This window comes from Sphingobacterium sp. UBA7253, from assembly GCF_002472745.1.
GTDB classification, from domain to species: domain Bacteria; phylum Bacteroidota; class Bacteroidia; order Sphingobacteriales; family Sphingobacteriaceae; genus Sphingobacterium; species Sphingobacterium siyangense.
On the sequence record NZ_DKSP01000119.1, the window covers coordinates 19,063 to 43,612 of the forward strand.

At 40.3% G+C, this 24,550-nt stretch carries 20 protein-coding genes and 1 tRNA gene; 12 read left to right on the forward strand and 9 right to left on the reverse strand.

The window, feature by feature from the left end; genetic code table 11:
• Nucleotides 1–42 precede the first annotated feature (42 nt).
• Entirely contained in the window at nt 43–1,032 is a 990-nt protein-coding gene (locus B2X72_RS11635) for a GlxA family transcriptional regulator (RefSeq protein WP_088162733.1), read from the reverse strand.
• Between the two features lie 135 nt (nt 1,033–1,167).
• Here B2X72_RS11635 and B2X72_RS11640 point away from each other — a divergent pair, with 135 nt between their 5' ends.
• The 6 genes from B2X72_RS11640 (at nt 1,168) to B2X72_RS11665 (ending at nt 8,299) form a co-directional block, all read left to right on the forward strand.
• Nucleotides 1,168–1,590: a DoxX family protein gene (locus B2X72_RS11640; protein WP_286849677.1), complete on the forward strand. Its 423-nt coding sequence runs from the start codon at nt 1,168–1,170 to the stop codon at nt 1,588–1,590.
• A gap of 94 nt (nt 1,591–1,684) precedes the next feature.
• Complete coding sequence (locus B2X72_RS11645; RefSeq protein ID WP_088162732.1) at nt 1,685–2,134, forward strand: SRPBCC family protein; 450 nt, start codon at nt 1,685–1,687, stop codon at nt 2,132–2,134.
• A 9-nt stretch (nt 2,135–2,143) separates the two neighbouring features.
• A complete protein-coding gene (locus B2X72_RS11650) occupies nt 2,144–2,545 on the forward strand; it encodes a VOC family protein (protein ID WP_286849678.1) in 402 nt (133 codons plus the stop codon).
• A gap of 66 nt (nt 2,546–2,611) precedes the next feature.
• A complete protein-coding gene (locus tag B2X72_RS11655; protein WP_286849679.1) occupies nt 2,612–3,580 on the forward strand; it encodes a dimethylarginine dimethylaminohydrolase family protein in 969 nt (322 codons plus the stop codon).
• Nucleotides 3,581–3,777: 197 nt separating this feature from the next.
• A complete protein-coding gene (locus B2X72_RS11660; protein WP_075993939.1) occupies nt 3,778–4,662 on the forward strand; it encodes an ABC transporter ATP-binding protein in 885 nt (294 codons plus the stop codon).
• Nucleotides 4,655–8,299 carry a M1 family aminopeptidase gene (locus B2X72_RS11665; RefSeq protein WP_145330172.1) on the forward strand — a complete coding sequence of 1,215 codons (3,645 nt, stop codon included), beginning with the start codon at nt 4,655–4,657 and terminating at the stop codon, nt 8,297–8,299. The genes B2X72_RS11660 and B2X72_RS11665 overlap by 8 nt, the downstream gene beginning before the upstream one ends.
• A 178-nt stretch (nt 8,300–8,477) precedes the next feature.
• Here B2X72_RS11665 and B2X72_RS11670 read toward each other — a convergent pair whose 3' ends face one another.
• The 6 genes from B2X72_RS11670 to B2X72_RS11695 are packed head-to-tail and all read right to left on the reverse strand — an operon-like array spanning nt 8,478 to nt 16,528.
• Nucleotides 8,478–9,617 (reverse strand): cytochrome-c peroxidase, encoded by a 1,140-nt coding sequence (locus B2X72_RS11670; protein WP_145330122.1) that lies wholly within the window; start codon nt 9,615–9,617, stop codon nt 8,478–8,480.
• 7 nt (nt 9,618–9,624) lie between these two features.
• Nucleotides 9,625–10,275 (reverse strand): hypothetical protein, encoded by a 651-nt coding sequence (locus tag B2X72_RS11675; RefSeq protein ID WP_286849680.1) that lies wholly within the window; start codon nt 10,273–10,275, stop codon nt 9,625–9,627.
• 34 nt (nt 10,276–10,309) lie between these two features.
• Nucleotides 10,310–11,689 (reverse strand): RagB/SusD family nutrient uptake outer membrane protein, encoded by a 1,380-nt coding sequence (locus tag B2X72_RS11680; RefSeq protein ID WP_286735308.1) that lies wholly within the window; start codon nt 11,687–11,689, stop codon nt 10,310–10,312.
• Between the two features lie 19 nt (nt 11,690–11,708).
• On the reverse strand, nt 11,709–14,918 hold the full coding sequence (locus B2X72_RS11685) for a SusC/RagA family TonB-linked outer membrane protein (protein WP_158638953.1): 3,210 nt from the start codon (nt 14,916–14,918) through the stop codon (nt 11,709–11,711).
• A gap of 25 nt (nt 14,919–14,943) precedes the next feature.
• Nucleotides 14,944–15,960, reverse strand: coding sequence for a FecR family protein (locus tag B2X72_RS11690; RefSeq protein ID WP_286849683.1), 1,017 nt, complete (start codon nt 15,958–15,960; stop codon nt 14,944–14,946).
• Between the two features lie 49 nt (nt 15,961–16,009).
• Nucleotides 16,010–16,528 (reverse strand): RNA polymerase sigma factor, encoded by a 519-nt coding sequence (locus B2X72_RS11695; RefSeq protein ID WP_286849685.1) that lies wholly within the window; start codon nt 16,526–16,528, stop codon nt 16,010–16,012.
• A 718-nt stretch (nt 16,529–17,246) separates the two neighbouring features.
• On the opposite strand from B2X72_RS11695, the gene B2X72_RS11700 reads away from it, so the two are divergent.
• Nucleotides 17,247–19,271, forward strand: a complete 2,025-nt coding sequence (locus B2X72_RS11700) for a glycoside hydrolase domain-containing protein (protein WP_286849687.1) — start codon at nt 17,247–17,249, stop codon at nt 19,269–19,271.
• Nucleotides 19,272–19,487: 216 nt separating this feature from the next.
• Here B2X72_RS11700 and B2X72_RS11705 read toward each other — a convergent pair whose 3' ends face one another.
• The gene (locus B2X72_RS11705) at nt 19,488–20,384 is read right to left on the reverse strand and encodes a helix-turn-helix domain-containing protein (RefSeq protein WP_088162720.1); all 897 of its coding nucleotides are present in this window, start codon (nt 20,382–20,384) and stop codon (nt 19,488–19,490) included.
• Nucleotides 20,385–20,510: 126 nt separating this feature from the next.
• On the opposite strand from B2X72_RS11705, the gene aroE reads away from it, so the two are divergent.
• Nucleotides 20,511–21,371: a shikimate dehydrogenase gene (gene aroE / locus B2X72_RS11710; RefSeq protein WP_088162719.1), complete on the forward strand. Its 861-nt coding sequence runs from the start codon at nt 20,511–20,513 to the stop codon at nt 21,369–21,371.
• Nucleotides 21,372–22,010: 639 nt separating this feature from the next.
• On the opposite strand, the gene B2X72_RS11715 is transcribed toward aroE, so the two are convergent.
• Nucleotides 22,011–22,084, reverse strand: a tRNA-Ile gene (locus B2X72_RS11715).
• A gap of 89 nt (nt 22,085–22,173) precedes the next feature.
• Here B2X72_RS11715 and B2X72_RS11720 point away from each other — a divergent pair.
• The 4 genes from B2X72_RS11720 (at nt 22,174) to hpf (ending at nt 24,451) form a co-directional block, all read left to right on the forward strand.
• Nucleotides 22,174–22,806: an HAD family hydrolase gene (locus B2X72_RS11720; protein ID WP_175441966.1), complete on the forward strand. Its 633-nt coding sequence runs from the start codon at nt 22,174–22,176 to the stop codon at nt 22,804–22,806.
• A gap of 90 nt (nt 22,807–22,896) precedes the next feature.
• Nucleotides 22,897–23,091, forward strand: coding sequence for a 30S ribosomal protein S21 (gene rpsU, locus B2X72_RS11725; RefSeq protein ID WP_088162637.1), 195 nt, complete (start codon nt 22,897–22,899; stop codon nt 23,089–23,091).
• A gap of 101 nt (nt 23,092–23,192) precedes the next feature.
• Nucleotides 23,193–24,074: a tyrosine-type recombinase/integrase gene (locus tag B2X72_RS11730; RefSeq protein WP_088162636.1), complete on the forward strand. Its 882-nt coding sequence runs from the start codon at nt 23,193–23,195 to the stop codon at nt 24,072–24,074.
• A 14-nt stretch (nt 24,075–24,088) separates the two neighbouring features.
• Nucleotides 24,089–24,451: a ribosome hibernation-promoting factor, HPF/YfiA family gene (gene hpf / locus B2X72_RS11735; RefSeq protein ID WP_088162635.1), complete on the forward strand. Its 363-nt coding sequence runs from the start codon at nt 24,089–24,091 to the stop codon at nt 24,449–24,451.
• The last annotated feature ends 99 nt before the right edge of the window (nt 24,452–24,550 follow it).

A 24,550-nucleotide genomic window follows, 5' to 3' on the forward strand; every position in this document is an offset into this window, starting at 1 on the left:
GATAAAGCCACTCAGAGGAGTGGCTTTATTGTTTATCACAGTTTATTGCTCAATGGCGACATCAGCAGTTACCTTGGCAAATTTGTTTCGATAATCTATTGGTGTAAGGCCTGTAATTTTTCGAAAAATATCCCGAAAGGCTTTTGTGTCGGTATAGCCTACATCAAACATCACCTCGGAAACGTTTTTTCGTGATGCTTCGAAGAATTTTTTTGCAGCTTCGATGCGTACGCGTTGCAGGTATTCGACAGGCGTGTTGTTGGTTGCTTCTTTGAATCTCCGTTCAAATGTTCGCCGCCCAATATTGACATGATTGGCCAGTTCTTCGACTGTAATTTTCTCCTCGTACTTCTTCTCGATATAGTCTTGAGCTTGTTGGATATCCAGATCAGCATGATTACGTTGGCCTCTGAATATGGCGAATTGCGATTGATTATCCCGGCTGATATCCAGCGCAAAATATTTGGCTATGAGTACGGCTGTTTCCCTGTCGGAATACTTTTCCACTAAATAGAGTATCAGATTCCATAAGCTGCTCGCGCCACCACTGCTGTAGATGTTTTCATGTTCAGTGATCACAGCGCCATCCTCAATTTCAATGTGAGGGTATTTTTCCTTGAACTCTTCGATATGTGCCCAGTGTGTCGAACATTTTTTTCCATCTAAAAGACCTGTCTCAGCGAGCAGGAAAGCACCCACACATAGACTGGCAAGACTAGCCCCTTTGTGGTACAGTTTTGTAAAATAAGGGATCGCTTCGGCATTATCACGTATTCCTTTTTCTATGTTGCCAAAAATAGGCGGTATAATAAGCAGATCTGTTTTCTGAACGTCCTGTAGTAGTCGGTTTGTCTTGATGGTATACTCCCCGCTATTGGCCGGGACGTAAGTCGTTAAACCTACATATTCGACTTCAAAAATAGGCTGTTTTCCAAAGGCCGTTAGAAATTCATTGGCCGTATGAAAGGTTCTGAATGCAGGGGTAATACCTTCGATAGTGCCGTATTCGGGAACAAAAACAGAGATTTGCATATCATTTTTGGTTTATGACATAAAGGTACAAATAGTTTTTGTCGTAATCTACCCCTAAAGTTGTCGTCTTTGCAACAGCCGAAATGTTGTGATCCTTTGCATCTTTGTTATATCAATATAAACAATAGAAAAACGATGAAAAAGAACAAAATTGCTTTTTGGATAGCAACGGTATTTATAGTTCTCTGGGAAGGACTGATGCCACTTGGAACACTGTTATTTGCGCCGCAATATATCAATGCGGGCACAAAACCATTGGGATATCCCGACTATTTTGCCTATGCTTTAATTATCTGTAAGCTGTTGGGCGTTATTGCAATTGCAGTACCGCAGGTTCCGACCAAATTAAAAGAATGGGCCTATGCTGGATTGACATTCAATTTAATATTTGCTTTTATTAGTCACGCATGTGTTGACAAAAATGCAGCATTTATGGTGATGCCCATTTTAGTATTGGGGATACTTGCTGTTTCTTATTTCTATCAGGCCAAGATTGCTCGTTTAAGCAACGAGGAGACAGTTGGTACAGGAGTATATCATCAGACTTCAGTAGTGTAGCAAGTTTACCGGATTGTATTGGACTGAAAGAATGTACTGAGAGCGAGTAAAACAAAAAATAAGCAATAGTTATTCACTTATAAACAATATAGTTATGAAAACGAATCAGGTTTCATTGCATCGAATTATTCAGGCGAGTCCTGAAAAGGTGTTCCGTGCTTTCGCAGATCCGATAGCACATGCCAGCTGGCTGCCTCCTTATGGTTTTGTCTGTACAGTACAGCAAATGGATTTTAAAGTAGGCGGAAGTTTCAAAATGACCTTCATTAATTTTAGTACCGGTCATAGCCATTCTTTTGGTGGTGAGTACCTCGAGATTGAACAAGATACCTTTATCAAGTACGTGGATCGATTTGATGATCCCAATTTACCGGGTGAAATGACTACCACTGTCTCCTTGCGTAAAGTGATGTGTGGTACAGAACTTAAGATTGAACAGACTGGAATTCCTGAGGTTATTCCTGCCGAGATGTGCTACCTTGGATGGCAAGAGTCGTTGGAGAAAATGAGAAAACTTGTAGAGCCTGAAATACCGGATGCATAGCCAATTGATATGATGTTAGTTCAGCCAATGGAACGCTTGCAAAGCGGAATTTTCATTACATTCTCAGGAAATTGTAGAGCGGCACTTACGTTTTATCAGACCTGTTTTGGGGGAACGTTACATTTTGATATGTTCGACCAACCCTTGCATGGCTGTGCTGAAATACCTGTAGTGAGTGCCACTCTTATTTCCGGACCTATCGCAATTTACGGCTCTGATTTGGTGCACAACGAGGGACGGAGAGTGGGAAACTACGTCGCTGTGTTTTTGCCCTGTCAGGATATTTCCGAACGTGGGGAATTGATTGAAAGACTTACATCCCAACAAAAAAGAAGAATAGATTTTGATATGCAGCAGAAATTTATTGAAGTAACTGATTTGTTCAATGTGCGCTGGGTTCTAGGAATTTAGGTTCCGCTTTCCTATACATTTGTTTTTTTTGATAAAAAAAAGCAAATTGGACTTAAAATCAGTGCTATGATCTTTGTAGAAAATGAGTTTGCCCCTTTAAAGAAAGTTATTCTTACGGTTTCTGAATTTGGCTTTCCGGAAATGATGAAGGTTGAAGATCTTCGGTTTTTATCTTCCACTGCGCTGGAGGGAGACGATGCCAATGCAGGAAAAGATTTTGGAGAAGTGTATCCCGAATTGCAAAAGGCATGGGAACAAGAGCGCAATAATTTTGCTTTGCTGTTGGAGAAATATGGCGTTGAAGTGTTGCGGCCGCGTAACCTAACAACACTTGAAAAAGTGTCCGGAGGAGAACACGGTTATTCTAATTTCTTTGTCCGTGACCCATTTTTTACCATCGGAAATGCCGTTATTGAGCGGTCAATCCGTTTTATGCAGCGCCGCAATGAAATATGGCCCATTCGCGATCTGTTGGAACGTGAAGTTTATCAAAGTGACTGCCTTTATGTGGCTGCGCCAAGACCCGCCATGGCGGAGCAGGAGGAGTTGGGATTATGGCATGGCCCTTTTCTAGAAGGAGGCGACATCCTGGTATACGGTAAACATATTTTTGTCGGCAACTCTGGGCTTTCCTCGAACAGCCTAGGGATTAAGTGGCTCTCTAAACTATTACAGCCTTATGGTTATCAGGTTGAAGAGTTGAAACTTCATCCCAATATACTTCATTTGGACTGTGCACTAGGACTGATCCGCGAAGGATTGATGATCGTTTGTGAGGAAGCATTACCCTATGGGATACCCCAAAAACTGAAAACATGGGACAAAATTGTGGTCAATTTGAAGGAGGCGAGCTTGCTAGCAACCAATGGTCTGCCTATTAATCCGACAGTCTATGTGACAGATCCTGTTTTTGGCTATATTGGAGATAAGCTCTCCGCTTGTGGTGTCCATGTTGAATACGTTGATTTCCGGATCAGCCGTAGCTTTGGCGGATCCTTTCGATGTAGTACACAGCCATTATTGCGAAGTTTTTAGTAGATCTTTTAATGCTATCTGACCCGCTTGGAGACTCATCTTTTTAAGGTATTTGTCCAAAAGCAAAAACAGTTTTTTTGCCTGCAGATGTGTCCATTGGAAACCTTTCATTTTCGTTTGTTTTTAACTTTTACTATCTTGATGTAACATATCCTTGTTTTGGTATACTAACATATTATTAACAGTTAAAATAAATTATGAATTTATCCATAGAGACACTTAGTAAGACCTATTCTAATGGAGTAAAAGCTTTAGATGGCGTAAACTTAGAAATTAAGCCCGGGATGTTTGGTTTACTGGGACCAAATGGTGCTGGCAAGTCTTCTTTAATGCGGACAATTGCGACACTTCAGAAACCCGACAGTGGCCGTATTACTTTTGGTGATATTGATGTACTCAAAAATCAGCTCGATTTGCGGAAAGTTTTGGGTTATTTGCCACAGGAATTTGGTGTTTATCCCAATCTCTCTGCATCAGATCTGCTGCAATATTTTGCAAAGCTTAAAGGAATTAAATCGAAAGCTGATCGGGATGCCATTATCAACCGTGTTCTTGAGGTTACCAATCTTTGGGACGTACGCAATAAAAGCGTAAGTGGTTACTCGGGCGGGATGAAGCAACGTTTTGGTATTGCGCAATTGTTGCTGAATGATCCCAAGTTAATCATTGTAGATGAACCGACTGCAGGGCTTGACCCCGCGGAAAGACATCGCTTTTTGAACGTTCTACGAGAAATAGGTACAGATCATACCGTCATTTTTTCTACGCATATTGTGGATGATGTGCGTGAACTGTGTCATGAGTTGGCCATTTTGAATGGGGGAAAGATTCTTTTGAGAGGCACTCCTAAAGAATCCATCGATCAATTGGATGGTAAAATCTGGGTACGTATCATCAGTCGGGATCAACTGGATGAGTATACACAAAAATATAACGTTATTTCAACCAATTACAATCAGGACAACACACTCAATATTCGGGTGTACAGCGATGTGCGTCCCGATGAATCATTTGTGAACGCTCAAGGCCAATTGGAGGATGTCTATTTTGTAGCGCTAAAAAATGATCAACGCCATGTTTAAAGCCATCTTTCATTTTGAGTTTGCGCGTTGGTTTAAGAGTTCTGCCGTCTACATCTATATGGCACTCTTCTTTGCGCTTTCGTTGTTTATTATGCTGTCTTCGCTCGGTATTTTTGATGGTATAACGGCAACGACTTCGTCCAACACCATTATGAACTCTCCATGGGCGATTAATGGTATGGTTAATGGCATGTCGACTATTATCTATTTTTTGATACCGTCCATCGTTGGAGCCTGCGTCTACCGGGATTTTCAATACCAGGTGCATACAATACTTTTCAGTTACCCTTTTTCAAAAACGGACTATCTACTCGGTAAATTCTTTGGATCAGTAGCTGTTGTATTGGTTATTGTATTTGCTTCAACCTTGGGTATTATCGTCGCACAATTCGTGCCGGGTATCAATCAATCCTTATTGGGACCAATTCATGTTTGGGCATATTTACAGACCTATCTTGTACAGGTTATCCCAAATCTCATTATTTTTAGTGCAATTATCTTTGTGCTGGTAACATTGACACGAAACGTATACGTTGGTTTTGTCGCGGTGTTGATCCTTATTATTCTTCAGGTGCTGGTTCAGAATCTGGCGAACAATATGGACAATCGTTTTGTGGGGGCATTGATAGATCCTTTTGGGGATAGTGCCATCTCATACTATACCCAATACTGGTCTTCAGATGAGAAGAATGTCAATAATCTTCCCTTTACCGGAGCTGTTATTTATAACCGGTTAATATGGCTCGCTGTCGCAGCCTTATTCATTGGCGGATTTTATATGTTGTTTTCTTTTTCACAACATTCGATTTCCTTTAAATCATCGAAAAAAGGAGCCCGTTTAACCAAAAATAACTTTGATAGTATCTTCAAAATCAATCTGCCTAAAGTAAACTATGATTTTTCGACCTTTCATTATTTGAAAACGACATGGACAATGGCACGGTACGACTATCGCTATATCGTCAAAAATCCGGTGTTTTTAATATTGACTTTGGTAGGAGTATTGTTCATTATCTTGATGGCAAGCACCATTGGCTCGATATTCGGAACGTCGACTTATCCGGTGACCTGGAAAATGCTGATGATCCCGGGGACTACGTTTAAGTTTTTCCTGCTGATCCTGACGTTTCTTTTTACGGGACTTCTTGTCCACCGCGGCAGCATTACGCGGATGGGAGGATTGTTGGATACAACAGCGACGCCCAACTGGGCTTTTATGGGGTCGAAGATTATCGCAATTCTTTTGATGCAATTGACTTTGCTGGCCGTTGTGATTGCGACCTGCATGGGGTTTCAGGTGTACCATCACTATTATAATTTTGAAATTGGACAATATGTGATGCATCTGATGGTGTATGGTATGTTGTCAAATTTGGTATGGCTATTTATTTCACTTTTTGTACATACGCTTTTCAAAAATTACCTGGCTGGATTTTTTGTGTTATTGACCCTCTTTATTGGATTACCCTTTTTATCCATGGTCGGTGTAGAACAGGAGATCTATCAGTTTAATCAGGGACCAGATCTGGATTACTCGGATATGGATGGATTCGGCTATGTTCTTCCGTTTTTAACGTATCGGGTTTATTGGCTGCTTTTTGCGGTGTTTTTTGCTGTCATCGCCCTGCTGTTATGGCGAAGAGGTGGTTTTTCGGGAGTTAGGGAGCGTTGGGGTATTTTTAAGGCGAATTTGGGACCGGTAACAACGGCGCTGCTCATTTTTGCCTTTGCGGGCTTTATTGGCATCGGTGCTGCAATATATTACGAAAACCACATTAAAAATCCATATTATACCAGTTTAGATCATGAAAAACAAGCTGTAGAATGGGAAAAGAAATATAAGAAGTATCAGTACAGGCCGCAGCCCCGTGTCGTGGATATTAAGTTTAATCTGGATATTTTTCCCGATACGCGAAGTTTTAAAGCGCATGCGGACTATGTATTGAAAAACAAGACCAATATGCCTATTGATTCTATTTTTGTCAATTACAATAATTACGATTATATATTTTCTTTAAGTGTACCAAATAAATTGATTTCTGCCGACGATAAATATAATTTCAATATTTATAAACTCGAGAAGCCTATGGCTCCGGGCGATTCTATTGTGTTGAAATTTAGTACTGTTAGTCCGGCCAATACCTGGATAAATGAAAAGTCGCCTGTGAAGGGCAATGGTACGTTTATCAACAATATGCTTTTCCCGAATATAGGCTATCTTGACCGTGGCGAGTTGGTAGACAATGATGTCCGCAAAAAGTATGGACTTCCGTATCGCGATAGAATGGCTGCGCAGACTGACAAAAGGGCCCTGCAGAATAACTATATATCCAACGATGCCGATTGGATCCGTTTTGAAGCTACAGTAAGTACGGCCAAGAATCAGTTGGCTATTGCTCCGGGCTATCTCACAAAACAATGGGAGAAAGATGGTCGTAAGTACTATCAATATAAAATGGATTCGGAAATCCTGAACTTTTTTGCATTTAATTCGGCCGAATATGAAGTCAAAAAAGATAAGTGGAACGGTGTTAATTTGGAGATTTATTACCATAAAGGACATACCTATAACCTCGATCGCATGATGGCTTCCAGTAAGGCTTCTTTGGCTTACTATACGAAAGAATACAGTGCTTACCCGCATCGACAATTGCGTATTATTGAATTTCCGCGCACAGCGGGAACTTTCGCGCAGTCCTTTGCAAATACAATTCCTTTTTCTGAAGCGATCGGTTTTATTGCTGATGTCAATGAGAAGAAAGAAGATGCGGTCGATTATCCCTACGCGGTAACAGCCCATGAGATTGCACATCAGTGGTGGGCACATCAAGTGGTAGGAGCCAATGTGCAAGGGGCTACATTGATGTCCGAAAGTATGTCTGAATATTCATCGCTCAAGGTTTTGGAAAAAAGATATGGTAAAGGGCAGATGCGTAAGTTTCTCAAAGATGCGCTCGATGGCTATTTGCAAGGACGAAGTGCCGAAAAACTAGGTGAAAAGCCGTTGATGTATAATGAAAATCAAATGTACATCCATTACCAAAAGGGATCCCTGGTGCTTTATGCCTTGAGCGATTATCTGGGCGAGGATCTTTTTAACAGGACAGCCCAATCTTATTTACAACGTACAGCGTTTCAAAACCCACCGTATACAACTTCATCAGAGTTTGTGGATAGTTTTAGACAGGCGACTCCTGACTCATTACGTTACCTGATTAAAGATATGTTTGAAACGATCACCCTGTATAACAATAAAATAGAAAAAGTAAGTTCAAAGAAACTTAAGGATGGTAAATACCAGGTTGATATCCAATTTGAAGTGTCCAAGTACCGCGTAGATGGCAATGGGAAAAAGAGTTACAATGACGAAGGTGGGCAGCCGCTGTCCTTTAAGAAATCAGATCGTGTGACTCTGAAATCATTGCCATTGGCAGACTATATCGAGGTAGGTGTTTTCTCGGATAAGAAAAGCAAAGACGGTAATAAACGTCAGGAGCTTTATCTAAAAAAGCATAAAATCGATCGAATCAACAATACGATGACGCTGATTGTTGATCAAAAACCCGAACAGGTAGGTATAGATCCTTACAATAAACTGATCGATATTGAATCGGACGATAATCGAAAGGAAATATAAGGAGAGCCCGGTAAAAAAATCCCCATCATGCGATGGGGATTTTTTTATGGCTTTGTGCTGCCTTCGTTTTTTACGCTGTTCATTTAAAGCGATAAGCACATGTTATTTTAAGAAGACTAGGTTGACACCTTATTTATCTTCGTATTAATGCTGGATTTCTCTTTTTATTTATTTTGGTTTATTCGGGCAATTTTGGCATCGTTATACGCTGTTGTGTACTACTACTGATAGCCCCTAGAAATTTAAGCACAGCATTAATTTCTTCATTTGTGAGGTTCAGCTTTTTCAGCTTCGCCGAATGAATGGGTTTGGTTTTAGGATCTATCGTAACGCTACGCTGTATCGGTTCAGGATTACCGAGATTATAAAGTTGTACGACGTCCAGTAATGTTGGAAAATTACCATGGTGCATCCAAGGTCCTGTAAGGGTGATTTCCCGTAAAGAGGGCGTTCGAAATGCACCTATATCTTCCTGCTTGCCACTGATATGGTAATGTCCAAAGTCCTGCTGCCTGGTACCATATAATGTTTGACCATCATTATGGAACTGATTATCTGAAAATAACGGTGTATTGTGGCAGTTGATGCAGCGTGCTTTAGTCCGAAAAAGATGAAGCCCCCAGACCTCGTCATCCGTCATGGCATCTTTATTTCCTTTAATAAAGCGGTCAAATTTGCTGTTGTAGCTACGAATGCCGCGCTCAAAAGTTGCAATAGCCTGTTGAATGCGCGAGATACTGATCGTACTGTCTCCAAAGGCTGATTTGAACAAAGGCCTGTAACCGGCTATTGCCTGAATATGACGTACAGCTACTTCGGGAGCGGTGTTCATCTCAACGCTATCGGTCAATGGGAATAATACCTGGGCTTCCAAGGAGGGAGATCGTCCATCCCAAAAGAAAGTATGGTAGTATCCAACATTATACAAGGTCATTGCATTTCGCTTTCCTACCCGTCGATTGTGCCCATTTGCTAAGCTTTTGCCGTCGCCCCAGCCCAGTTGCGGATCGTGGCAGCTTGCGCAGGCCAGCTGTTTGGTAGCAGAAAGTCTGGGATCGAAAAACAATAATTTTCCCAGCGCTGACTTTTCCTTGGAAAAGGGATTGTCCAAAGGGTATTCTACATCAGGCAGTGATCCGATATCCACAAAATTTGTTTTTACATCATCATCTAGGTGGGGAGTCGGCCATTGCCTGCTGTCGCCGGAAGCATACAGTCTGCGCCATAGCGCAATATCAGGAATATCCTGATCCTGCACAAAAGCCAGCAAGATCAGGACGACTCCCAATAAACCAAATACAAGTACTCTTCGTATCATTCGTTGTTTATAGTTCTAACGCTTTGGTACTCAATTTGTATTTACGGGTTACCTTATTTGCTCCTCCGATCGCAGACTCGTTAAAATTCACTTCCAAGTCGATTACACCTTCATTTAGGTCATAGGTTCCCGAACCACTGATACCAATTTCAAAGAACTCCATATCTTTTCGTTCTTCAGCGGATTCGGTTTTCTTATAGATTTTTACCTGTTGTTCTTTTACAGTCACTTTACCGATTTTATCATTATTCTCATTTGGTAAAAATTGCAATACCTGATCGACATTTATACCAGCCGTTTTGATGTTTGTTGAGTCGATTTTATCGCTGTAAAGCGTGACCATCTGGAATAGGTTTACCCCGCTATCTGTCACATAAGGATTGGTAAAGCCCATATAAGTTGTGTCTGTTAATGACACGGTAGGATAGTGTGCTCGGATACGTTTGCCCCAGGTTTGAGTGGCATCATCGAAGCGGTAGATATAGAGTTCAAAATAAGCATCTGTACTGGTAAATGCAGCTACGGCATTATATGGCTTAGCAACAGACTCGGGCTCAGGAGTCACGGTACTGTCCTTGCTACAGGACATGGTAAAAAATAAGATGCTGAAAATAGTGACTAGCTTGGATAACTTAAGGATTGCTTTTAAACTGTTCATGTGTTGTTTTATTAATTTGTGTTTTATTGAGTGATTAATAGCCGGGATTCTGTCTCATCAGTGAATTGGAGAGTACAGACTGTTGTGGAATAGGCAGTACCATATGATCATTTGGATAAGTGACATTACAGTTTGCACCAGTACAGTCATTGCGCATAACGGATTGACCTCTACGCATCAGATCCAGGTATAAGAAGCCTTCAAGACAGAGCTCACGACGACGTTCGTCAAGGATCTCCTTGATCAGTAGGTCTTTTGTGTTGAAAAGATAAGCGCCGAGCTGCGGATTACCGCGTAGTCTGATGACATTTAGGTCTGAAATAGCTTCATTAGCATAGCCAAGTTCAGCTGCCGCTTCGGCATGAATCAAATATATTTCGGAAAGACGGATCAACTTGACGCTTGTTACTGCAGTTTGTATAGTTGGATATTTAAATATTCCACCCTGAGCACGCACATCATTTTGCCCATACAAATGGATTAGATCCTGACTTGGTCCAAACTGATAGTAGGAGTTGCCTGAATCATTGACATAATAACTACCGATTGAGTTACTGGAATAATTGCTCGGCACAGCCAATTCGAATATAGATTCTTTGGTGTTGGCCTGTTTCCAACTGTCGATATACTCAGCATTGGTATATAGCGAATAGTTCGCTTTGAGCAGTTCGGCACATAGTTGGTAAGCTTTTTCCCAATCGTTGCGATTTAATGCTAACCGGGCTTGGAGTGCTTTACTTGCCTGTAAGCTCATATATATTTTGGCATTGCCTTCAAATATAGCTTTGCTATTGGCAAATAAAGAATCAGCGAGGGACAGATCAGCCTGTATAAATTGATATACATCTGCCACTGTGGAGCGTGCAATCTGTGCCTCATTGGGTATAATTGTCGTTTTGGCCAATATGATGCCCGGATGTGAAGCATTTTCGGTGTAACGATAAGGCTGGGCATATAACTGCACAAGATCGAAATGAACCAATGCCCGCAGACCATAGGCCTGGGCCATTACGTTATTGCGTTCGAGTTCACTGACATTCTGCATCGCTGGGACACGCTTTATGATATTATTGATTGCATTGAGTAGCGTATACTGATAACTGTATAGACTATTCATAGAACCATTTTCGGCATCTGTCTCAAAGGAATAAACATCCGAAAGTGTCGTTTTGCTCGCTACGGTAAACGTTAAGTTTCCGCCAAGCAGGTCTGGGTAAACCATACGCAAGCCATTGTAGTAAGTTGACTGAAATAGGTCTTCGTAAACTCCCGCCAAAGCCGATTTAGCACCCTGCATATCTGAAAAAAGCAGGTCGACCGATACTTTGTTTTCCGGTTCTTTATCTAAAAATTTTGAACAGCCCGTTGTGCCCAAAGTGACAAGAAAAGCAATACTTAGCGTCTTTATGTTCATAGCTCAAATTATTAAAGGATTAAAGTGTGGTGCGTAGGCCAATCGAAAAATTACGTGTCTCGGGATAGACAAACCTATACTCGCGGATACCGTTTCTGCCAGCGGGGCTTTTGTCTTTGAACCAGTAAAGTACATTTGTAACATTGAAGCTCAAAGCTGTCTGCCCTATGCCGATGCGCTTGGTCAATCGATCTGCCAGGCGATAGCTTAAGGATACGTTGCTCAGCTTGAGATAAGTCATGCTGTACAAATAGCGGGAGGAATTGTTGAGTGGTGAGCTTGAATTAAGTTTGGGGATTGCAGTGATATCGCCCGCATTCTGCCAACGATCCAGTAGGTTGACCGACATATTGGAGTTTGCCAGATTATTGCCATCCCGTAAGTAGGTTGTCGATGCAAACTTGTTGCCACCAAGGTTATACTGTATATTGAAGGTGAACTGAAAACCCTTCCAGCCCAGATTGTTGATGATACTTCCTTGAAAATCAGGCATCGAATTGCCTAGTAATTGGTAAGCGTTTTGACCCATTGCCCGTATTTCAGTCCGATTTAACAGCTCTCCATCTGGGGTATAGAATTGTTCCACTCCGGTGCTTGGATCTACACCGCCCCATTTGATACCCCAGAGCGAAGTTGAACTGTATCCAACACGCTGACCTATACCTACATTATCGGAGGAGTTTGCTGCATATTGTTCAATGAGTGGATTATTAAAGGAGGTCACCTTATTTCTATTCCAACCACCGATAAGGGTACTGTTCCAGGTTATCTTAGACTGTTTAAGCCATTGATAGGCAATGCTTAAATCGAGCCCTTGATTGTACATATTGCCCGAATTGACTGGCATTTTGCCATATCCTGTTTCTAATGGCACACTGATGTCTGTAATGAGATTGCGGATATTATTCCGGTAAAGGTCTAATACAAGACGCAATCTATTGAAGGCATTCAAGTCAAAACCGAAGTTGAATTTGATATTCGTTTCCCAACCTAGATCTGGATTTTCGGCAGCAGAAGAAGAGGGAGTTGCACTCATTTGCCCACCATAGGTCACGTTGTTTAAATCATAAAGCCCTCTGGAAGCATATGATCCGATCCGCGAATTCCCTGTGGTTCCGAAGCTGGCTCGAAGACGTAAGAAATCAATTGCTGCAACGGGTTGCATGAATTTTTCGTTGCTGATATTCCAGCCTAATCCAAGCGCTCCATTGAGTGCGACCTGTTTGTCGCCACCAAACATGGACGACTGATCTGCACGGCCACTCAGAGAAGCATAAAATCGCTTGTCATAGTCGTAATTCATTTGTACATAGTTGGATACTGTCGCATCCGAGATTTTAGAGGAAGACGACTGTGTCGAACTTGCGAGGCCGAGTGAGATGACCCTATCGTAAGTAAAGCCGGTACCTTGGCCCACTAATAATTTGCTGTATTGATCTTTTAGTTCTATCCCCGCAATACCAACAAAACGATGCCCGTTTTGCCATTTTGGGCTATAGGTTAACTGTAACATGGAGGTCCAGCTGTACGTCGTGCGATCGTTGATTCGGAGGCGCCCATCTTTAGCTGTGGAAGCACCGGCTATGCCTGAAAGAAAAGTTTCCTGCTTGGATTGCAGCATATTCCCGCCGATAGCTCCGCGCAGGCTTAACAAGGGTAACAGTGCATATTGCAGTTCAATCCGTGCAGTCCCTGTAAAAGCCAAGGCTTTATCTGTATTTTCAGCCAGCGCTGCGACAGGATTCACGAGCCCTAAGAAGGTACTGTAAGTTCCGTCTTCCTTGTAGGGATTTATATTGGGAGGCATGTAAGCAGCATTTGCAAATTGGTCGAGCCCCTCACGCTGCATCAGTGTCGGCGATATAGTCGTGGTCATTTGCAGTTTATCACTAAACTGATTGTAATAACGCATGGAGCTTGTGTATTGCTTCAGTCCATTTCCCGGACTGGCATTTTGTTGATTGCGGTAGCCCATAGAGAGGTAATACGTATCGTTACCTTTTCCGCCCGAAAGTGATAGATTTACATTATCATAGCGTGCATTGCGTGAAGTCAGTCCAAACCAATCTGTATCAATGGTATTGCTACCCGCCAGACGCGTTGCTTCACTCTCGGTTTTGCCCGTATTGATATGGAACTCCCGTAGTAGCTCATAGTATTGCGGCCCGGAGAGCAATTTCATCCGATTGATAAATGTGGATACACCGGTATTGTATGACGCTGTCAACTGCGGTTTGCCGCTCCGCCCAGACTTGGTGGTGATTAAAATCACACCGTTTGCTGCATTAGCACCATAGATTGCGGTTGCGGCAGCATCCTTAAGTACCGAAATGGATTCAATATCTAACGGATTGATTCCTGCAATTGGGTTCAGCAATGTTTCGCCATTAAAAAGCGAACTGGCGTCGCCAATCTCCTGTTCTTGGACAACGACACCATCCACCACGTACAAAGGCTGCGATGAGGTTGATCGTCCAGTATTGCTTGTCAGGTTTGTCAATGTTCCCTGTCCTCGGATATGGAGCTTAACGGATGTGCCCAAGGAAGTGCTGGGTTCGACATATAATCCCGGTACCAATCCTTCCAACATCTTATCGACACTCTCTATAGGGCGATCGGCCTGTAAATCCTTTGCGCTGACGGTATAGACACTTCCGATCATCTCTTCGCGCAGTTTAGGCGCTTCGTAAGTACTGCTGACGAATACTTCTTCAAGCTGTTGATCTAAAGGTGACAGATTGATCTGCTGTACAGCGGTATCCACCTTGAAGTCGTAATTCTGATAACCTAAGTAACGTACGCCTATTCCCTCGCCGCGATTTTCGGCTGCTGTCAGTATGCGATATCGCCCTAAACTATCGGTGAAATAGGTTTTGTTTTCTTTGCGTAGCATAATAGTCGCACCGGCCATAGGTAAGCCTGTTTTGGCATCTTTCACTACACCTCTTAATTGTATGGGTTTTGGCGCCTTGCTGACGGCTATCAGATTTGAATGTTTAATCCGCTGAAAGCGCAACTGAAGCGTTGAAGCAAGTCTCGACAAATACGTATCGATATTCTCTTTTGCTGTCGGAAGTGGAACGCGTCGCTGCAGTCCGATGGATGCATCGTAGGAAAAATGTACAGCATGTTGCTGCGTCAGTAATTGAAAAGCAGTTTCCAAACTCCCTTGGTTGGAAGCATTTTGAGCTGAAACAGCGCCAGCGAATAATAGAAAAAAAGTATTCAATAAACAGGTTCGTCTTACTGTTTTTTTAATAAAGCACATAGGTATCTGTTGCTATTTTTTTTGATGACAATTCTTTTGAAAAACAAATCGCGGCGAGTGCGGTCTCAACAGGCAGCTTCTCAAAATGCCCGCTATACCGCCATCGTGCATTTGGTTTGCTGAGAGAGATGTGGATACCATAATATTGCTCCATTTTTCGCGCGACTTCAGCAAAAGAAGCATTTTGAAAATGCAAAATACCTTCTGCAAAATTATTGATCTCTGTTGGCGTAAATTTATCGAGATGGATCTCCTGATTTGTGACATACCCCTGTTGTCCTGGACTGAGTAGGGCTTGTTTGTTGTTTAATTGGTTGGTCAATTTAATTTTTCCAGAAAACAAACTGACTCTGGTATTTTTAGTGTCAGCTTGTTCTACCAAAAACTGTGTTCCTAATACTGTTACCAAGGTATTGCCTGTTTTTACAGCAAATGTGCGATCAGGCTTTTTTGCAATGTTAAAGCGTGCATCGCCATCTAGCAGGACATACATTGTATCCTTACGGAAATGTTTGGGGTATTTTAGTTTACTACCACCCATCAACGTAATCTGGCTGCCATCAGTTAGATTGACTTTAACCATTTTGCCATTTTGGGCGACGACACTGAGCCATTGTTCAGCGGAAACTGTATTTACAGCTAAAGTACGCTGAGGTGAGTCTTTGTAGAAAAACTGACGGAATGTAAATGTTCCTATGAGCAGGATTGATGCTGCGGCGATCCAGCGCCATCTCGTTGTCAGTCTTCGAGTTTTTGTAGGCACTTTGCTTTCGAGTGTCGCAAATAGTTTGTCTTTTTCAACTTGATATTCCGTTTCGGTGATATGCATTTTTAGGGTATCGAGCATCTTTCGCGCGTCTGCAACAAGATCCAATTTATCCGGATTTTCTGCGATCCATGTATCCCAAAAATGAATTTCCTGTTTATTTGGGGTTCCATTATGATAAGACACAAAACTCTCGTCACTGAGCAAATCAACGCTGTCGTTATAAATTTTTTTCATGTATATATGAAGGTAGAGGGAGCAATTCCGTTTTTTTACCGGATTATTTTTATTTTTTTTCTTTTAAAATCTTAACAGATTCATATACAATGTTATAGATTGTGCGCTGACTATTGCCTGTTTTGGAAGCGATCTGTTCATAGGACATATTTTGAAAAAACCTAAGGTCAATCACCTGTCTTTGTTTAGGTGTGAGGGATTCCAATGCTTTTGATAGACGCGCAGTGGTTTCGTTTACGGTTTCCTGTTGTATGAGTAAAGCTTCATGTGAAGGTGTATTATCATTGGGCTGATAATTTCCTGAATTTAATATTTCATTCAATACGCGATGGTCATTCAGGACACGGCGTAGCCATGTCATTAAATAAGACTTGATATTATCAACATCGGGCAGACGGTCACGTTTTTCCCATAGTTCTAAGAAAAGATGTTGTATACCGTCTTTTACGGCTTCGCGCGAATACCCCAACATAACGCCATAAGCGAAAAGCTCTCGATATACTAAGTCATATAAGGATTCAAAAGCTTCAGAAGAACCTTTTAATGTAGCTGTCCAATGTTGTTTCATGGTAAGAATGGCGCAAATCTACATTTTTATTTAGAATAATTACAAATAAGATTCTCGTTTGTATTTTTTTTGAATAAATATTTCTAGAAAAATGAAGGAATAGATTGGCATCTGCTATATGATTTGGCCTGTTTATTTCGTCAGATTTTTTGTACTGTTCTTAAATTTTTGGCATATAGATGGCTATTTTTTTGCTTTAGCAATCGTAAGGTGTGGTTACTTTTTTGTTCTGGGCTCCCACCTGGGTTCGAACCAGGGCCCAAAAGATTATGAGCCTTTTCTTCTGTACCTCATTACTAATTGGAAGAGCTTGGACGCTGCTTTGATAACGTAGTTAGTCGAATATTTTTTACTTATCAAAATTTAGCTCCGTTACACTATCTTTACAAAATTTGTGATAAAAATTGTCTCCTCCGATTTTAGGTTTACATTCTGAACTTTGTAGATGGAAAATAATTAATGGAATTAACAGTAGTTTAATATTGGGTTTACCTTGTGTAGGTTAATTTTGGAAGATGAAAGTTCGGTTTTCTGAAGTAAAATAGATCTAATGATTTGCTAAATCGAAATGAGCATTCTAGAAGAATTAATAAATAAAAAACATCAGGCGCTGAAAAAAATAGTTGTTTGCTATGGCCAAGAACTGTATAGGTTAGCTTTTCGTATCGTGAAAAATCAGTTTGCGCCCTTTATACATATGAAAAATAATAGACTATATATGAAAAAATTACTGCTGTCTTTGATGCTCTGTTATGCTACAATTGCTGGAGCGCAGACCGATCGTGTAAACGTCTTCTTGGGATCTTCCGGCGACCACGGCCAGCTTTCACCAGCGGCTTCTTCTCCTTTCCATCAATTGAGTATTGTTCCTTATACTAATCCGGGGACGCATACGGGCTATGAGCATCTTGCCAAGGAAATTAAAGGCTTTACACACAATCGCCTCGAGGGAGTAGGTTGTATGGGCAGTGGTGGACTGATCCTTATTAGACCATTTATAAAAAATGATACAAAGCCGCTGAATAAAATTGACGAGCACGCCCAACCTGGGTATTATGCTTTAAAAACCGCAGAGGGTATTCAAGTTGAAGTGGCTGTGAATAATGATTTTGGTCGTGAACAATATACTTTTCCCGTGGGTAGGAAAGGTTTTTTTATTGATTTGGGGCATGCTTTCAATGGCGCTTTTGTTGACAATGAATTTACACAGGAGGGTAATCTGCTATTCGGTAAAGTACGTGCGAAAACGACCTGCCATGTGGGAACATATACCATTTATTATGCGCTGGAAATTCCTACAGCGAGCGAATGGCGAAAGGAGGGGAACAAGATCTGGGTAGACCTGAAGGAGGAAAGCCTTATAGCAGACGTCAATATTGCATTTTCGGCTGTGGATCAACAGGACGCAAAAAAGACACTTGCAGAATATGATAAGCTAGATTTTTCAACGGTAAAAAAACGTGCAGCTGATCGTTGGAAAACTGCCCTGTCGGTACTGCAGGTAAAGGGCGATTCGGATAAGGTAGATTTATTCTATTCCTTGCTCTACCGCAGTTTACAATCTCCTTATGTTATCAGCGATGAGCAGGGAAATTTTAGGGGAACAGACGGGAAAATACATCGTTCCAAAGAAATACGTTATCATGGATGGGCAATTTGGGACAATTATAAAACACAACTACCGCTTTTGGAGCTGATAGATACTGAAATGTATCAGGGCGTTGTCTCCTCGATTGCAGACCTGTACCGTTATGGGAAATTTGACTTTGCAGGAGCTCATGAACCAGCAAATTCGGTCCGGACAGAACATGCCGCTGTCGTTCTTTTGGATGCGGTCAAGAAAGGATATCGGGTCGATATTGATGGAATAAAAGATTCGTTAATACACGATACCCTTCGCTATGATTTTAAGAAACCGGACAAGTACCTTGAAGCATGTTATGATATGTGGGCAATGTCCAAGCTTTTTCCGCAGAACAGCAAAACCTATCTGGAGCGAGCAAAATCATATCAGGCAATTTGGAATAAAGATTTTAAAGATCTGACCAAACGGGATGTCGACCGTATGTCGGCACGGGATATGTATCAGGGAACAATTAGGCAATATCGTTGGAATGTACCTTTTGATGTTATGGGATTAAGAAAGCTAGCAGGTGGTGAAGAAAACTTTACACAGCAACTGGATGAGTTTTATGACGGTTATTATTTCAATAGGGCGAATGAACCGGATATGCAATCGCTGACCTTATATAATGCGAGTAAGACCCCTTGGCGCTATCAGGAGTGGATACATCGAATAGCATTGGACACCATCATACAATATTACTTTAATGACAATAGTCGTGGAATCGGAGCACATATCGACCGGATCTATAAAAATGAGCCTAAAGCCTTTGTAAGAACCATGGACGACGATGCTGGTGCTATGTCGAGCTGGTGGGTGCTTTCTGCGATCGGATTGCAACAACCTTTGGTCGGAGAACCTGTTTTTTATATCAGCGTGCCATTTTTTGATCAAATCAAACTGGAAAATAAAGGGAATCCACTGACCATTGAGGTGACGAATCGAAGCGACAAAACGCGTTATATCAAATCGATTAAGTTGAATGGAAAAGATTTGAAGAGGTTATGGATCACACATGAAGAGCTTAGAAAGGGAGGGACGCTACAGATTGAATCGTCGGAAATACCAACTGATTATGGAAGGGATGATCCTTGGATAAGTCACATAGAAAACAATTAAACATGAGTTGATCAGAGATTGTAGACTAAATTGGCGTTTTTTACTACTTGGAGATTTAAATATACTGACCATACAGATTTGAAAATCGATGACCAGTTAATTTGCTCCAGAATAGAATAACCTCATGCTAAAATAATGCAGTTACAAAATTTGCGATAAAAACTACGAAACTCAATAGTTGTTAATATCAAAGTACGATTGATCATAGAGTCAGAGTTATTTGGCTACTTTTATTTGAGGTATTGAATCTGCGATTGGAGAGATCAAGACTGTATTTTCAAGGTGTAAATTTCTATATACTTTTGGGGTCAGACCTTTATGGTTTTTAAAAAATTTGTTTAAATGGCTTTCATCGGTAAAACCAAATTCATATACGATCTGCGATAGTGAAACGGTCGGAACAGTTAATCGAGTTTGAATTAAGTTTATGCGGTATTCGTTGACATAATTTCGATAACTTATACCAAACTTTTTTTTGAAATAATCACTGAAATAACTATTCGCAATAGAGAAGTGAGCGGCGATGTTTTTAATCTGAATAATTGACGGTTGGTAGATATGTTGATGTATGAAGGAAATGAGCTCTTCTTTACCGGGCTGACCATTGTCAATTCTTATATGAAGTTTAGCAGCAGCTTCGCTAATTAAGACTAAGATAGATCGTATCTGATAAAATATGAGCGCTGAACGAGAGATATCCTTCGAAAATTTGTACAATACTATATTCTCAATAATATTTCGAAGTATAGCATTGGAAGGTTCATCTATTTTTAATTTCACTTCCTTTAATAACTTATTCTTCATTATTCGGACAGGTTCATATAAATTGAAATTATCTACTGTATGCTGTGAGTGTTCTGACAGATATGCGTCTGTGAACTTTATAAATGTGAAGTGAGTACTTTTGTTTATCTCAAAATAATGTTCGTCTTCTGGACTTATTATAAACAGATCTCCTTCCCCATATTGAAACCTATTATTGTTCAGTAAATGAATGCCACTACCTTTGTGGATATAAACCAGTTCATAATAAGTATGGCTATGAAGGGGTAAATGAAAAGTCTTTTCTTCATAATCATGAATAACGAGTTGATCAAACTGTATTTTCTTCATTTTAAAAAGTGCTTACGATAAAAATACAAAAAATACCTTTAAATATACCTGGGCGTGGCGCCGGTAATATGCAATCTTTGTAATAGAAGATTTATCATTTTGTATCAATTACTTTATTTCACATTTATGCAAGATAACATTGATTTTTTGCCTTTTATTACGGGCTCTTTTGCCAAACCAGCTTCTGAGAATCCAACTGTAATGATGATTGAAGCAGCTTATAGATATCACAGTATCAACGCTCGTTATCTGAATTGCGAGGTTGAGCCTATGCATCTGGCAGATGCTATCAAAGGAGCAAAAGCCATGGGATGGATTGGTTTCAATTGTTCTATTCCACACAAAATAGCGGTCGTTCCATATCTTGATGAATTAGGAGGCTCTGCACGATTGATAGGTGCGGTTAATACTGTAGTTAGAAGGGGGGACCTTTGGATAGGTGAGAATACAGATGGAAAAGGATTTTTAAAAGCGCTAGAAATTATTGAAAATCCTAAGGACAAGTGTATTACAATATTTGGTGCTGGAGGAGCTGCTCGCGCAATTGCAGTTGAATTGGCGTTAGCGGGAGCCCATACAATTATTATTGTAAATAGGGACAAATCTAAAGGTGAAGAACTTGCCGATCTGATAAATAGTAATACTAAAACTAACGCGTTATTTAGTTGTTGGGAAGGAAGGTATAAGATAAAATTATCAACGAATATTTTGATCAATGCAACTAGTGTAGGGCTGTTTCCCAATGTGGATCAAAAACTCGATATTGAATTTGATCTTATCGGAAAGGAGATGATTATCGCAGATGTTATACCCAATCCCCCAGATACTCATTTTATAAGAACCGCTCGAGAAAAGGGATGTAGCGTTTTAAATGGTCTTAGTATGCTCGTTAATCAAGGCAGAATAGCAATTAAATATTGGATGGATATGGACGTCGAGCCTTCTGTTATGCATTCAGCGTTGGCCAATGTTTTAAAAATACACTAATGATCAAATTTAAACGTGTAGATCATATACTCATAAGTGTTCCTTTAGGCGGGCTAGCTTCAGCGCAAAGGTTTTATGCTGAGATATTGCGTTTGAATCAAATCCTTGGTAATCATCCCAGGGGGGCTATTTGGTTTGAAATCGGAGATATCCAGCTTCATATTCGTGAAGAAAAGTACCATCAAACAAATTCTGATATACATCCTGCGTTTGAAGTTTTCGACTTATCCCATGCTAAATTATTTTTGAAGAATCAGAATATAATCGTAAAATACTCGTCCAAGATAGATGGTCGAGAACGATGTTTTTTTCGAGATCCATTCGGAAATAGGTTTGAATTGATCGAATATCTAAGGTGCTAATATAGTGTAAACTTTACAGAAAAGGTATTATTTCCACGTCGTAGGTACCATCTGATTTCTTGTGGTGTTCATAAACTTTTGCGCTGACGGTTGCTATAGTTTTTTCTTTAGCAGGTGAAAAATCCCGTTAGATATCTTTTTACGTGAAGTTCAATAAAAAACTATGCAAAACAGGCCGAAATGGTGTGATTCTCCTAGACCTTTACATCGTCGGAAAATGATGCGTAGAAACGAAAAAAGTCGCTTTTCTATATAGAAAAGCGACTTTTTTGTTCTGTGCTCCCACCTGGGCTCGAACCAGGGACCAAAAGATTATGAGTCTTCTACTCTAACCGACTGAGCTATAGGAGCAGGTCTTTTGTTTTGTCAATTTAAACAGCTGTTGTGCCGTTTTGACGATGCAATTATCGATATTTGTATCGATATTTCAAAATAATTCGATGGAAAAAATTAAAAATATTGTTCTTGATTATGGGAATGTGATCTTTATGATCGACTTTGTAAAATTGAAAGATGCTTTTACTCAGTTAGGTATAGAAAATGTTGATGCCGTATTTGGACATCATGGTCAAAGTGCACTTTTTGATAATTTTGATAAAGGAAAAATTGATTCGACGCAATTTCGTGAGGGGATAAGAGAATTAACCCAAAATCCAGCACTGACGGACGCACAGATTGATACGGCCTGGAACAGTTTACTGATCGGTGTACCACAGGGAAATCATGAGATTTTAGTCCAGTTGAAAGATCGATACCGTACCTTTTTGTTAAGTAACAACAATGCAATTCATTATGCCTATTGTATGAATGATATTCATGAGAAATATGGTGTTGCCGACAATGAAGGTTTTTTTGAAAAGACCTATTACTCTCATTTGGTAGGGATGCGCAAACCTGATGCGGAGATTTTTGAATTAGTCATGCAAGAGCAACAATTGGATCCGGCGGAGACTTTATTTATTGATGATAGTCCTCAACATCTGGCGACAGCAAAACAATTGGGTTGGCATACGGCATTGTGTACGAAGGAGAAACCGCTAAGAATTTTGTTGGAAGAATTCGAATTGTTATAAAAAATAATTTTGTTTTCCTTTTTAAAAATAAATAGCTTACCTTTGTCCCACTTTAAATTTAAAAGCGGCGAAAGGAGGTATATATAACGCATGATTATCGTAAATGTAAAAGAAGGAGAATCTTTAGATAGAGCATTGAAACGTTTCAAAAAGAAATTCGAAAAAACTGGAGTTTTAAGAGAGTTGCGTTCACGTCAAGCTTACGAAAAGAGATCTGTAACTCGTCGCATTCAAGTGAAAAAAGCGATTTACAAACAAGCTTTGAATCAAGATGTAGCTAACTAATTGATTCGCTGAGAATTTTAAAATATAAAGGGAAAAGCAATGCTTTTCCCTTTTTTTTGTGCTTTTAAGTTTGTAATTTAAGCTATATAGCAAGGGAAAATATGTTGGAAAAGGAGTTTATTCGGTTTTTGCAGATTGAAAAAAGGTATTCAGAACATACGGTTATTGCCTATAAGCATGAGCTGGAGATGTTCCAGTCTTTTTTGGATCGTGAGGGACTGACTGTGCAGGATATCGTATACCGTGATTTACGTCATTATTTCGCGCAAATGGTAGAGTCCGGAAAAAATGCAAGTTCAGTCAACCGGAGTATGTCTTCAATGCGAACTTATTTTAAATTTTTGCAAAGAGAAGAGTGTATCGCGAAAAATCCCATGACGCTCATTAAAGCGTTAAAAACTGCTAAAAAACTACCTGTAGTCGTTGAAAAGGAAAAGCTGATGCGTTTATTGGATCAGATGGAACAGGAGCAGGATGGATTTGAATCCTGTCGCGATTATATGGTTATGGAATTGTTGTTCGGTACCGGGATTCGTTTGGCCGAATTGTTGAAAATTAAGGAGCAGGATATCGATTTTTTTAATAAAAATATTCTTATATTAGGTAAAAGGAACAAAGAACGCTTGGTTCCGATCAATAATCTTTTATTGAAAGAATTGAAAAACTATTTGCAACAAAAGGCGACGCAATTTGTTGATACTAATAACAGCTTACTAATCGTTACGAAAGAAGGAAAGCCGGCATATGCCAAGCTGATCTATGATATTGTACATCGGCAATTGACGCTGATTTCTACTCAAGGTAAGAGAAGTCCTCATATTTTGAGACATACTTTCGCAACGGCCCTGTTGGACAATGGGGCGGATTTAAATGCAATTAAAGAGCTGCTGGGGCATGCAGGGCTTGCGGCAACACAAGTGTACACGCATAACTCAGCAGAACGATTGAAGTCAATTTATAAACAAGCTCATCCAAAAGCTTAAAAAAAGGAGGAAAAATGAACATTACTGTGCAATCCATTCGATTTACTGCTGATCAAAAGCTAATCGAGTTTATCAAAAAGAAAACAGGAAAATTGGAGCAGTTTTTGGATTCCATTATTGGGGGCGAATGCTACCTGCGATTGGAAAATGTCGATGATGAGGCAAATAAAATTTCAGAAATTAAATTGAATATCCCGGGAAGCCAGCTTTTTGCGAAAGGGCAAGCGAAAAGCTTTGAGGAGGCGACAGATATTGCTGTAGAATCCTTGCGTAGACAGATTAACAAACATAAAACAAAGACGAAAAATACAGTTATCAATGGGCGTAATGAAGTTCTTGCCGTAGAGGAAGAAGAAGAGGAAGAAGAATACGATTAATAACTATTAAAATATAGAAATACATACAGGAGGTCAGTTGCTACTGACCTCCTTTTTTTTACCCGTCTATTGCAATTGGCTAGTAAGAACCTTGCGTGG